The organism is Nocardia fusca NBRC 14340 (assembly GCF_001618425.1).
GTDB classification, from domain to species: Bacteria; Actinomycetota; Actinomycetes; order Mycobacteriales; family Mycobacteriaceae; genus Nocardia; species Nocardia fusca.
Genome location: NZ_BDCU01000040.1, coordinates 85414 through 97829, shown reverse-complemented (window position 1 = coordinate 97829; position 12416 = coordinate 85414). Strand labels below are relative to the sequence as shown.

General features: G+C 66.8%; 13 protein-coding genes. 12 read left to right on the top strand and 1 reads right to left on the bottom strand.

Annotation, left to right across the window (positions count from 1 at the left end):
* Window positions 1-9: 9 nt before the first annotated feature.
* The 12 genes from NF4_RS25490 (at window position 10) to NF4_RS25435 (ending at window position 11759) form a co-directional block, all read left to right on the top strand.
* Window positions 10-720, top strand: coding sequence for a DUF8176 domain-containing protein (locus NF4_RS25490; protein ID WP_157120588.1), 711 nt, complete (start codon window positions 10-12; stop codon window positions 718-720).
* Window positions 717-1376, top strand: coding sequence for a hypothetical protein (locus NF4_RS38065; protein WP_157120587.1), 660 nt, complete (start codon window positions 717-719; stop codon window positions 1374-1376). The genes NF4_RS25490 and NF4_RS38065 overlap by 4 nt, the downstream gene beginning before the upstream one ends.
* A complete protein-coding gene (locus tag NF4_RS25480) occupies window positions 1373-1672 on the top strand; it encodes a hypothetical protein (protein WP_063129911.1) in 300 nt (99 codons plus the stop codon). Before NF4_RS38065 ends, NF4_RS25480 begins: the two co-directional genes overlap by 4 nt.
* A gap of 3 nt (window positions 1673-1675) precedes the next feature.
* Window positions 1676-2302 (top strand): hypothetical protein, encoded by a 627-nt coding sequence (locus tag NF4_RS25475; RefSeq protein ID WP_063129910.1) that lies wholly within the window; start codon window positions 1676-1678, stop codon window positions 2300-2302.
* A gap of 2 nt (window positions 2303-2304) precedes the next feature.
* Window positions 2305-2535: a hypothetical protein gene (locus NF4_RS25470; protein ID WP_157120586.1), complete on the top strand. Its 231-nt coding sequence runs from the start codon at window positions 2305-2307 to the stop codon at window positions 2533-2535.
* Window positions 2536-2596: 61 nt separating this feature from the next.
* On the top strand, window positions 2597-3199 hold the full coding sequence (locus tag NF4_RS25465; protein ID WP_063129908.1) for a DUF8175 domain-containg protein: 603 nt from the start codon (window positions 2597-2599) through the stop codon (window positions 3197-3199).
* A gap of 9 nt (window positions 3200-3208) precedes the next feature.
* Window positions 3209-4012, top strand: a complete 804-nt coding sequence (locus NF4_RS25460; protein ID WP_063129907.1) for a DUF8175 domain-containg protein — start codon at window positions 3209-3211, stop codon at window positions 4010-4012.
* Window positions 4009-5427 carry a TrbL/VirB6 family protein gene (locus NF4_RS25455; protein ID WP_063129906.1) on the top strand — a complete coding sequence of 473 codons (1419 nt, stop codon included), beginning with the start codon at window positions 4009-4011 and terminating at the stop codon, window positions 5425-5427. Before NF4_RS25460 ends, NF4_RS25455 begins: the two co-directional genes overlap by 4 nt.
* The gene (locus NF4_RS25450; RefSeq protein WP_157120585.1) at window positions 5424-6896 is read left to right on the top strand and encodes an SCO6880 family protein; all 1473 of its coding nucleotides are present in this window, start codon (window positions 5424-5426) and stop codon (window positions 6894-6896) included. Before NF4_RS25455 ends, NF4_RS25450 begins: the two co-directional genes overlap by 4 nt.
* Window positions 6893-8632 carry a putative type IV secretion/conjugal transfer ATPase gene (locus NF4_RS25445; protein ID WP_063129904.1) on the top strand — a complete coding sequence of 580 codons (1740 nt, stop codon included), beginning with the start codon at window positions 6893-6895 and terminating at the stop codon, window positions 8630-8632. Before NF4_RS25450 ends, NF4_RS25445 begins: the two co-directional genes overlap by 4 nt.
* Before the next feature lie 58 nt (window positions 8633-8690).
* A complete protein-coding gene (locus NF4_RS25440; protein ID WP_198165480.1) occupies window positions 8691-10508 on the top strand; it encodes an acyl-CoA dehydrogenase family protein in 1818 nt (605 codons plus the stop codon).
* A 36-nt stretch (window positions 10509-10544) separates the two neighbouring features.
* Window positions 10545-11759 (top strand): C40 family peptidase, encoded by a 1215-nt coding sequence (locus NF4_RS25435; RefSeq protein WP_232330647.1) that lies wholly within the window; start codon window positions 10545-10547, stop codon window positions 11757-11759.
* A gap of 41 nt (window positions 11760-11800) precedes the next feature.
* On the opposite strand, the gene NF4_RS25430 is transcribed toward NF4_RS25435, so the two are convergent.
* Entirely contained in the window at window positions 11801-12061 is a 261-nt protein-coding gene (locus NF4_RS25430; protein ID WP_157120584.1) for a hypothetical protein, read from the bottom strand.
* Window positions 12062-12416 lie beyond the last annotated feature (355 nt).

The window sequence follows — 12416 nt, the reverse complement described above, 5'->3', positions numbered from 1 at the left end:
CCCGAGGAGGTGACTACAGCCTTGCCCGACGCCACCACAGGCCATGAGCACGGCTGGCAATGGCTCGACACCACCGAGCCAACCCCGCCGTATCCCAGAAACTTCGCCGGTACTCGGCAGGATATGGACGAACTTGCCTGGCTGGCAGACACCCAGCGCACCGCGTCCGCTGTGGAGCGCGAATCGGCACTTCGCGGGCATCGGCGAATGTGGGCGGCGCTTGGTGCGGCGCTAGCGACCGCCGCCATCGTCACCGGCGCAGGAACTCTCTACGTCACCGGGCAGCGCAACACACCAGTCGCCGCACCGACCTTCCCCGCGGCGACCTCGACATCGCCTGCGAATCCGGATGAGGCCGCGTGCGAGGGATTGACCGGCGAAACCGTCACTGTCGGCACGGCGGCACCCGGCACGATCGCCGGAGCGATCACGGCGTTCGAAGCTGCCTACTACCGCCAACGCGACGCCGCCGCCGCACTGCGTGTCGTCGCACCCGAAGCCGGAATCAGCCGGGAGGCACTCGCCGCGGGAATCGCTTCCATCCCCAACGGCACCCGGCACTGCGTGGCGATCACCCCTGTCGCCGCCGGGGTGGCCGAGGTGCACGTGGCCGAAACCCGACCGGACGGACAGCGCCTCGACTACCTGCAACTGATCAACCTCCGCGATACCGCCGATGGCCCGATCATCACCAATATTCAGAAGAGAAGCCGACGATGACCACCGTACCCATTCAGCTCGATGATCGGCGTGACCATGACCGCCGACTGGACCCACGAACCGTTACCGCCCCACCACCGGAAAGTCGCGCCACCGTCCGGACGGCACCCCTGCCCACCACCGCGTGTTATCCACCGCTTTTCGCCGTGATGGGCGCACACGGTGGTGCTGGAACCTCCACGTTGGCCCGCTGGTGGGCACCGGCCGCCGATACCGGAGACCAATGGCCATCTTCGGACCGCACCACCCAACGAGTGCTGCTGGCCGCCAGGCTGTGCCTGCCCGGGCTCACTGCCGCAGCGGACCGGCTCCGCGAATGGCACGCTGGCCTGGTCCCGCAAGGGATCACCGTGATCGGCTTGGTCCTCACTCCTGTGTCCGGCCGCCGCGCACCCGTGACGGTGCGCCGCTACCGCGCGACGGTCGCCGAGTTGGTCACCCCGATCTACGACATCGCCTGGCACGACGAACTCGCCTGCCTCGAAATCAGCGACCTCGCCCAATTCTTCCCGGGCGAGCGGTCCCCGGCACGCCGTGGCCGCGCGAGCCTCACACGATCGGTTCCGGCCGAGGTGCACCGCGCGGCCGAGGATCTGCTGGCCAGGATCGCGGCCGAACGCGCGGTCGATTCGCAGAGCTCGGAGGACACGCAATGACCATGCTACGGGTAGCCGCTGAGGCCACTACGGTCCTCGCACTAGAGATCACGATCACCCCGCACAGCCCACCCGGCGCGGACCGGCTCGTCAATCTGGTCAACTACCTGTCTTGGATCGTGATGCTTGCCGGTATCGCCTCCCTCATCTACGCCGGCGGCAAATTCGGGTGGGAACGCTTCCATGGCGGCGCCATCGAATCACCCAAGATCATCCTCGGAGCCCTGGTCGGCGGCATCATCGCCACTAGCGCTGGCTCGATCATGAACGCCGTCGTCACCGGCGGAGGCGGATGAACTATGACTCCTCACACGCCAACTGCTTTTCACAATCGGGTAGTCACCAGAAGAGGAGCAGACGACTCACCCGCGACCCTGATCTATCTCGACACCGCCGCCGAGCCGGGGGTCTGGTCTCGGCTCACCGCCTATCTGCACCACCGGTTCAACGGCCAGTTCACGCAAATCACCTACCGCCAACAACACCTGACGCAAGCCGACGGCATACCGGGAACCTTTTTCCCGGAACTGGACATGCTCCTCGACAGCGCCAGCGGCGCCCGGCTGCTGGTTGCTCACACCCACAACGCCTCCGCAGCACTTACCTGGGTCGGCAGATCGTCGCAGCGAGCCAAGATGCTCACCGCGCTCGTGCTGTTCGCCCCGGCCCTTGAGGCAGTAGCGGTTCCGGCCGGGGATGAGCTGCATCTGCTGCGGACGATTCCGACCTGGATCGTCACCGACCGGACCGCTGATGCGGGGCAGCGGCGGGCGACAGCGAAGTTTGTCGAGGTGCTGTGGGCCGACCACGAGGCCATCTCGTCTAGAGGGGACCGGTTCCCGTTGACCGACCCGGCGCGGGCCGCTGAACCAATTCTGGCCGCCTTACGCGTTGCCCGCGACGTTCAACTGCGGGAGGGAGCGTGATCATGATCGCGGATCCATTGCCTGCTCAGGTCCTGTCGCCGCTGACGTTGCTGCTCGGATATCTGGCCTGGCTGGTGCTGCTGCTGAGTATCGCGCGTCTGATCTGGGTCGCCGGGCTACTGGCGATCCGCATGTACCGGGAGGAAAGCCTCGAAGGACTCGTCGGCGCGTTCGCTGCCGCAGCGCTAGTCGGCTCCGCCAGCTCCATCGCTATCGCCGTCCTACCCACCTGATGTCGGGAGAGCCTCTGTGACAGCCAGACCCATTTTCGGTCATCGCGCCCGAATCGTGCCGATGGCAATAGCGACACTCGGAGCGGCTACCACCGTTCTCCTCCTCGCCTGCGGAACCGAGCAACAGCACGCCACGAACGCGGTGACTTCCACGGTGCTTGCGGCGAAACCCGTTGCTCTGCACTGGGATACATTCCAAGGGATCCGCCTGCCCAGCGCACAGCAGGGCCCGACTCGTCTTGACGGCGCCGTCGTCGGCGGGTTCGAACGGTCCCCGGTCGGGGCCGCGCTCGCGGCGATCCACGCCACCGTCCGGATATCGGTGGCAACCGACGCGCAGTGGATCGCGGTCGTCAAGAACCTCGTGGCACCCGGCGTCGGACGCGACGCTTGGACAACGGCCCGCGCCCAGATCTCGATCACCACCCCAGTCGCCAATGATCCGCCGGCGGTCCTCGGCTACCGCGTAACCCACTACACCCCCGATACCGCCGAGATCGACATCTACACCCTTAATGCGGACAACTCGGTGAACAGCAACACCTGCCGTGTCCGATGGCAAGCCAACGACTGGCGGCTCGAACTACCGGACAACCCCGCGACCCACCCGGTCCGGGTCCTGACTCTGCCGCCCCCGGACATGATCGCGCTCGCACCGCGATAGGAGCATCCGATGAAATCCCAGCAACTGCTGACCGCGCTACTCGTCCTCCTGGCCGCAGTAGTCGTCGCAATATTCGTGACCACCGTGATCCGCGACGACGGCGACCAGGATCCGCCTACCGAAGGACGCGCGGCCGGAAGCACCGAAAAGCACTATCCAGATATTCCCTCCTCGTCGCGCGCCCAGCCGCCGACTACCGACCTCTTCGGAAACCGGCTCGAGGTTCCCACTTCGCCCTCCGGTGATGTGCTTGCCGGGCTGCCGGCCTCGGATCTCGACCCGAACCATCCCGATTACCTCACAGCTGCGCCTTCTGGTCTGCAATGGCAGAGGGGTTGGGGAGGGGCAGCACTGCCGGTTTCGTCTGGTGACGGGCCAGCCCGGATCGAGGGAGGCATCGCCTCGGGGTTCGCGCGCACTCCTCGCGGCGCGGCGCTGTCGGCGATGGATGCGCTGGGCCGGGCGCTCGCCGCTCCCGAAGGTGAGTGGCAGCATGTTGTGCAGCAACGCTATTACGGTGACACGACCGTTCTTATCGACCGCTTCGCCCGGTCTCGCGCGAACACTCCGGATCCGGGCCGCTATGTCACTGTGCCCGATGGCGTCCGGATCAAGGACGGCTACCGAAGTGATTTCGCCGTGGTCCAGATAGCTACCCGCACTGACGAGGGCTATGCCATCGCGAGCTGGCCCATGGCCTGGGTAGACGGGGATTGGAGAGTGCGGATCCCTACTGATATCGAAACATTCTGGAGCCCGGGCGAGCACGTGTCCTCGATAGCGGAGTTCGGGAACTGGCGAGGTCAGCCATGAGCGACACGATTCTGGGCCGAAAGCACGGGCCTTGGCATGCCCAGCTGCCGGGGCCGGGAGAACTGTGTGATCTGCCGCTGCCGCCGGGTATCGCGTGCAAGGCCATCGTGGAGGGCGCCTCACGCGCGGCCGACTCGGCACTGGACGAGCTCGCCGAGTGGTTCATCGAGGACTTCGCGAACCTTCTGAGGCTCGTCATGACCTGGTGGGTCGAGTTGCCCTCGCCCGAGTTGGCTGGGGAGAGCGGGCTGGGCTCGACATTGTCAGATATCCAGGGATACACCGGTGGTCTACAAGTCCTCTTCCTGACCGCCGGGGTCCTCTTCGCTGGCGCCCGGCTGGCCCTCGCCAAACGCGGCGGTGTGGCCGGAGAAGCTCAAGAGACATTGCTGATGCTGGGCCGCGCAGTCCTCGGTGCGATGACTTTTGCAGCGATGATCACGGTTGCGACCCGAGCCGGAGACGAATTCTCCTCGTGGGTGATCTTTGATGCCGCGCGCGGTGATGTGTACAGCCTGGTTGTCGAGATGGCCGAATTCGACGTTCTCGACGGCGGTAGTGGCCTGGGCCGTGCCTCTCTATGGATTATCGGGATCCTGGGTCTGATCAGCATGTTGATCCAGTTGGTGCTGCTGGTTATTCGACAAGCACTGCTGATCGTCGTGGTGGCAGTTCTTCCGATGGCTGCCGCGGCCTCGGGCACCGGCCCGGGTTCGCAGGCATTCAAGAGGATACTGGCCTGGTCGTTGGCATTCGTGCTGTGGAAACCGGTGGGAGCACTGATCTATGCGCTGGCATTCACCGCAGCCGGTCACGATCACCAGGACCCGCAGCTCCGGTTGCTCGGACTGATCCTGCTGGTCTTGTCGGCAGTAGCGCTCCCAGCGCTGATCCGGCTCGTGGCGCCCGCGGTCGCGGCGCTCGGTGGCGGTGGCGGCGCCTCATCGGTGCTTGCCGGCGGCGCTGCGGGGGTCGCGATGTCGGCAGTGGGTAACCGATCCGGCGCGCGCAAAGTAAGCGAGGGCGAGCACGCGGCAGCAGGGCCCCAAGGCGCAAATCCCTCTGCGGGACCGTCAGGACCATCAGGCGGTGGAGGGCGGCCGATGCCCGGGGGTGGAGGCGGGTCCCCGTCACCCTCTGGACCACCGACGAGCCGGGGCAGCGGTGGGACCGAGCCTTCCGCAGGCTCCGGGCGGCCCGGTAGCGTTTCGAAGCAGGCGCCCGTTTCGCCGCCGGGCGGTGGCGCGGCCGCTTCTGGAAGTGGCGGTGGTGGAGGAGGGGCGGGCGGCGCGGTGATAGCCGCCAAGGCTGGTGCTGACCTGGCCAAGCAGGGCGCCACGGCGCTGGATCGCCACGTGGAGTCGGCAGTGCCATTGGACCCGGACACCCTCGGTTCGGGGGAGGTGCGGCGGTGACGGCGCGGATGTACGGGCGCTGGGAGCGCCCCCGCTCGGCCGGGTTCTTCGGGTTGACCTGGGGAGTGTCGTTGCTCGGGCTGGCACTGGTCATTGCGGTGATGGCGACGTTCACGATTACCCGCTCGTCGTCGATCGCCGGGGTGGTGCTGGTGGTTTCGGTCGTGGTGTTCGTGCCGATGGCTGTGGTCCGTAATGGTCGTACCGGCTGGGAGATCGCTGCGCTGTGGGTGCAGTTCGCTGTTGCTCGGTCTCGGGGTGAGTTGGTGTATCGGTCGGGTCGGTTCGCTCGTATCCCGGGGGTGGCGAGGTTGCCGGGGTTGCTGGCGGATTCGCGATTGGCGGAGTACGAGACCCCAGGCGGGCGGCGGTTCGCGATGGTGACCGTCCGCCGTAGCAGCCATTACACGGTGGTCGTGCGGGTTATCCCTCGGGGGAAAGAACTGGTGGATCAGGCACAGATCGATGCGTGGGTAGCGGCCTACGGGGATTTCCTGGCGACCCAGAGCCGTAGCGGCGAGGTCGTCGCGGTGACCTCGGTATTGGACAACGTGGTCGAGACGCGTTTGAAGCAGTCGCGGGAAGTTGCGCGGCTGGTCCGGCCGGATACGCGGGAGTATGCGCGGTCGGTGATGCGCGAAGCGGTGGCCGATACCGGTGGTGTGGGAGTGCGGATCGAAGCACGGATCGCGATCACCTACCGCGGGATCGGGCGCGGCCGTATCCGCGGTGACGAGGCTGAGCAGGCCCGCGAGATAGGACAACGGCTACAGGGAGTGCTGTCACATCTGGCACGCGCGGGGCTGGCCGGAACTCCATTGCAGGCCTGGGAAGTCCTGGGATTGGTCCGTACCCGCTACGACCTGGCATCCCAACGCGATGTCGAAACTGCCGGCGCCGACATCACCCAGACTCAGTCGTGGGATTCGGTGGGTCCGCTGGCCCATGAGGACCGGTGGGATCACTACATCCACGACGGGGCGCGGTCGATCACCTGGGAGATGGACGCTGCGCCGCGGGGCGCGGTGATGGAGACCGTGCTCGAGGAATTGCTGCGGCCTCGCCCGGATGTGCCGCGCAAGCGGGTGGCGATCGTGTACCGGCTGCATTCGGCGGGCGAGGCCACCCAGTTAGTGGATTCCGACTTCCGGGACGCGGTCGCCGCCGAGCAGACCGAACGCGGCATCGCGACGGCCTCGGCGCGGATCCGGGTCGGCAACACCCAGGCCGCGCGGGAAGAACAGGCTCGCGGCGCGGGGCTGACCCGGTTCGGGCTGCTGGTTACGGTCACCGATCACCTCGACGGCGATCTACCGGGAATCGAAGCGTCGGTGAAGGGGATGGCTGCGGCGTCGCGGTTGTCGGTGCGCCGCTGTTATGGCTGCCAAGCTGCCGCATTCGCTGCGTCCTTGGGGATCGGACTCATATTGCCTGAGCACGTGTCGATCTCGAAGCGGGTCTCGGCATGAACATTTCTTCAGGGACGCCGAAGAGACAGTCGCGGAGTGCACGCACCGAGACCATCGCCGGGATCCGCGTGCTCACCGCTGATGCGCGGGCCGCGGCCGAGACTGCGGCGGGCCGGGGCGGGCTGCGCGGATGGTGGGCGCGGTTGCAGCTCTCCAGCGATGACCACCGCTGTGCCACCGCTGCAGGCCGGGCCGGACATGGTGAGCAGACCGGTGTCGGGCGCCCGCTGGCCGAGCCGTCGGAGCGAGGTTATCGAGGTCTGGGTGGGGGCCGAGCCGCGGTGGTGGCGGCCACACCGGAATGGCGCGCCACAACAACCCAGATCGCAGGACTGTGGCCGTTCACGGTCGGGGCCAGCGCTCCAGTGATTGGGACGCCGGTGGGATCCCATTACGTCTCCGGAGCGCCGGTGCATTTCGATCCGATGAGCTGGTTCCTGCGCGGGTTCATCACCGCGCCCATTGCGTTTGTGTTGGCGCTCAACGGCTTCGGCAAGTCGTCGTTGATCCGCCGGATAGCGACCGGCGCAGTGGCAGCGGGGGAGACGGTGCTGTGCATGGGCGACACCAAACCCGACTATCGCGATCTGGTGCTGCGCCTGGGTGGACAGGTCATCGACCTCGGCTACGGCTACGGCAGCCTCAACCCCCTCGACGTCGGAGCCCTAGGCGCGGTGATCGACCGGCTGCCCGATCCCGATCAGCGGCGGCGCGTGGCCGCCCGGGTCGAGGCCGGGCAGGTCACCATCATCGCCGGCCTCATCGAACTGGTACGTGGCTCCCGGGTCGCCGACTACGAAGAAGTCCTCCTCGCCGCCGGCCTGCGTGAACTCTACAGCCCTACCGGGGGTTTCACCCATCAGCGGGCGCCGCTGCTCTCGGATCTTCTGGAGGTGATTTCCGGCGGAGGGGAGCGGCTGCGGGAATTCGCCGAGGAAGACGACGAGGTCGCCTATCGGGCGGCGACGAAACCGTTGCGGCGCTCGCTGCGGGCGCTGGTCGAGGGACCCTTCGGCGCGGTATTCAACCGGCCCACCACCGTGAAGTTGGATCTGGGCTCGCCAGCGGTGTGCGTGGACGTGTCCCGAATACCAGAAGGCGACACGAAATTGTTGGCGGCGGTGCTGATGGTGTGCTGGTCCGACGGTTTCGGTGCGGTCGCCGCCGCGCACGCTCTCGCCGATGCCGGACTGGCGCCCGCCCGCACCTTCGAGGTGGTGATGGACGAGATCTGGCGGGTGCTGGGGGTGGGGGAGTTCATGGTCGACCGCGTCGATGCCCTGACCCGGTTGCATCGCCAGATCGGGACCGGGCTGATCATGTGCAGCCACACCATCAAAGACCTCTCGGCTTTCGATTCCCCTGCTTCCCAAGCCAAAGCGCTCGGGTTCTTCGAACGGGCACGTGCGAAGATCATCGGTCCGGTCGGGCCCGAGGAGATCGACCGGCTGCGAGCGGCGGTGGGCATCACCGAGACAGAGAAACTGCTGGTCACCTCCTGGGCGGCGCCGCGCCCACCCAGCGACGACGATCTGGACCCGAATCGCCGCGACACCCCACCCGGCACCGGCTGCTTCCTGCTCAAAACTGGGGAAGCCGAAGAACCCGGCATCCCGTTCCGGCTCACCTTCACCGCGAGCGAACGTGCCGCGGATGTGCACAACACCAACCGGCGGTTCGACAACCTGCCAGGAAACACAACCGAGCTCCCGAATCGCTCAACTTCCAGCACCTAGCCCAGGGCACGGAGTAACCGCGCCCGCGCAGCATCACATCTCTCGGAAGGACACGGAAATGACTTCTCTGGATACAGCTTCGGCCTCCGGAGCCAGCGGCCCGCCACCGCCGCGGGGCTACGTTGCGGAGCCGATAGCGTCGCTGCGGCGCGTGCTCTTCGGCGGCCCCCGCAGTTTCGCGCGTCATATGCGCGTCCGTGACGCGCTGACCGGCTTGAGCGACGTGCCGCAGTCCGGACTGACACAGATCGAGGAAGCGCTGTACAGCTACACGCTGTTGCCGCGGGCTGTCGAGGTGTTGGGCGGGTCGGTGGCGGGGATCGAGGCCGACACATGTGAGTCGGATGCTCTGTTCGACTGGTCGGCTGCGGTGGCACCGCGGCTGTGGTCGCTGCTCTCGGGTCATCACAAACTCTCGGTCGCTGCGATCCAGCAGCTCGGCAACGGATCGGCCTACCAGGAGAAGTGTCTCGCACAGCTGGACACCGGCGCCGCGGCCGGGGCCGCGATGTTCACCGAGCTGGGCTACGGCAGCGACATCTTCCATTTGGAGACCACCGCGACATGGCAGCGGCACTCCCGCACCTACCGGCTCGCCAGCCCGACCCCGCAGAGCGTGAAGTTCATGCCCAACACCGCTGCCGAGGGTGTGGCGAAGACAGTGATCGTGATGGCCCGGCTGATCGTCGAGGACCAGGACGAAGGGGTGTGGCCGTTCGTGATGGAGCTGCGCACCCGCGACGGCCTCGCCGACGGGGTGGAGATGGTGGCGTTGCCCGACACCGGCTACGGGCTGTGGATGGACCATGCGATGACCCGCTTCGACGCCGTGGTCCTGCCGGAATCGGCGCTGCTGTGCGGGGAGGTGGCTGCCTTCGATTCCCAGGGCGGTTTCCACTGCGAACTGACCCTGGGTGAGCGGTTCGCGCGCACTACCAGCCCGCTGCATCCGGCGCGTTTGAGTATGGGCGGGGCAGCGGTCTCGGCGGCGCGCGCCGGGCTGGCGTTGACGATCCCCTACGCCGTCAACCGTGAGATCGGCCCGGGGAAAACGATGATCAGCCACGACCATATCGCCCGCAAACTCGTGTACGCGATGTCGGAAGCGTGGGCTATGACGTGCCTGTCCAACACCGCCCGCACCCACGGGCGCAGCGGCGATGCGGGAGAAGCTGCGTTGTGGGGAATGCTCGCCAAAGCGATGACCTCCCATTCGGCATGGAAGATCCTCGAGGTCTGTCGGGAGGCGTGCGCGGCGCAGGGCATGCTGCGCGCCAACTACCTCGTCGACCATATCGCCGCCTGTCAAGGGCTGCGCACCGCAGAAGGAGCCAACGCGGCGGTGCTGGGAGCCGCGGGCAGAGCCCTACGCCACCGAGGCCGGCTCCTGCCCGGTTCCTCCGACCCGGGTTGGGCGCAGACCTGGTGGCAGAGCCTGCTCACCGAGCGTGAGCGACTGCTGACGATCGGGATCGATGTGTCCGGTCAACCCGACAACTCGACCATAGAACTGGCTGCCGCAGTGGCCGACCGGATCGCCGTGGATGAGATGGTCACCGCCGCCGAAACCACCACCGATCCGGTCGCGCATCAGCTCCTCACCGATCTCGCCGCGACCTACGCGCTGCGGAAGGTGAAGAAACACGCGCTGTGGTTCACCGCCAACGACTACATCTCGAGCAGCTACGCCGCGGTCATCGACAGCGAACTGGTCGCCCACCAGCTCAGCATCGAGCCACACCTACCGGTCCTGGCGAAATCCTTCGCGCTACCGGATTCTTTGCCGGCGCCGATGGTCGGCGACCATATCCGGCGGTGGATCGAGTACGCGGGCTGGAGCGACCGGTTCGGCGCGGCGTCCGCGGCGACAGCCTGACCGCATCGCCTCGGTCCTCTGGGTGGAAGCACAGACATGAGCACCAGCAGCTCGGCAACCCTCGGTGCAGCGGTGGCGACAGTGCTGGGCGTGCTGCTGCTTCTCGTGTTCCTAGGTAGTGCCGAACCTGCTCCATCGTGCGCTGCCGCCTTACCGTCGGCAGGAAGCGGTGACGCCGGCGAGACCGGACAAGGGGTGCAGGGGCTGTCGGACGTTCAGCTGCGACTGGCACGTGACGGTGTCGCGATCGGGCTTCAGCGCGGGATGTCGGAGAAGGTGATCGTTGCCGAACTCGCCGCCCAGGCCACCGAATCCAGCTTCCGTAACCTCGCCAATTCGACGGTGCCCGAGTCCTTGCGCTACGCCAACGACGGCGTCGCCGACGATCATGATTCCGTGGGCCCGCACCAGATGCGGGTCAGCGTCTGGGGCGACGTCGGCATCGGGACGCTGATGAACCCGACCTATCAGATCAACTGGTTTTACGACCAAGCCGAAAAACTCGGCGCCGCAGCCGAGCAGATGTCGGCGCCAGAGCTGGCCCAAGCGATCGAACGGTCGGAACCGGCTGCCTACCGCCAGCACCTGGCCCTGGCACAGGACCTGTATGCGATGTTCGCCGACCTCGACCCCGCGTCGATGCCGCGGACTCCGGCCGGCACTCCCGCCGCCGGCTGCGGACCGAGCGGCTCCGGCGCACCGCTGAGCGGTGAGGCGACCGTGTTCGGGCAGGCGGTGATCGACCGTGCTTCCCGGTGGATCGGCACCCCGTACGTGTGGGGAGGTGGAGACGTGCACGGCCCCACCTCCGGTGGGTTCGACTGCTCCGGATTGACCCTGTACGCGATCTACCATGCCTCGGGCGGGCAGATCCGCCTCCCGCACTACACCCAAGCCCAGCAAGATCACCCCACCGCCCAGGTGGTGCCCTTCGCCGATCGAGCACCTGGAGATCTGATCTTCTTCACCGCGCCCGGCGACACCGATTCTCACCATGTCGGCATCTACTACGGCCGCGACGAGAACGGCCATGACCTGCTTCTACACGCACCCCAAACCGGGCAAACGGTCACCATCGCGCCGTTGTCGGGCTGGGATGGCGAGCGCATGGATGTGCGCCGCTACGAGCTCTCCCCACCGTCGCTTGGCATGGAGGAAGACACCCCGCGTCTGAGCTCGGCATCGTCGGACCAGCCGAAATCTCTGGCCGTGAACCTTTCCGGTCCAGCTCATTTCCGAAGGAGTATCTGATGAACCGTATTCACTATCTGCCGTACCAGGATTACCGGCGATTATTCGACGGCCGAAGTCCTGACCGCCCAGTCGTAGACCACCTCATCACCGTGTTCACCGGTGCGCCCACCGTACGCCGCGGCGGCGCGGGTGCCGCGGCGCGCAGTGGTCCACGCGTCTTCCGACCGGCTGTGGTTGGCGTGGCGCTGGTCGCGGCCGGAGGTCTGGTGGGTGGATGCACGGCCGTACAGTCTGCGCCCGGTGGACAATCGCAGTGCCGAGCCGAGCATCTGAGCCCGCCCTATCAGAATGTCGATCACTGCGATCCGGAGGCGGTGGTCGAAGCCGCGGTGGGCGTGGTTTTGGACTACGACCGGTACGGAGGGCCAGCACAGGCTTTCCACGCCGCGCTGCCATTGATCGATCCAGCATTCGCTGCGGCAGCGCAAGAAGCGGCGCTGCTATGGGCGCCGGCGGCGCTGCGCGGGTCTCGAGTGGACTCGGTGCAGGTCACTCCAGATGATCACCCACCCGATCAATCCACGACCGCCCACCGCACCGTGGCCGTAGCGCTTAGCCGGGCCGCGGCGACTGCCGGTGCGGAGCTGGTCGTGCATGCGACCGCGAAACGGGAGACACCTGTGCAGGGCTGGCGGTTGTCGCACTTGGTGGCGG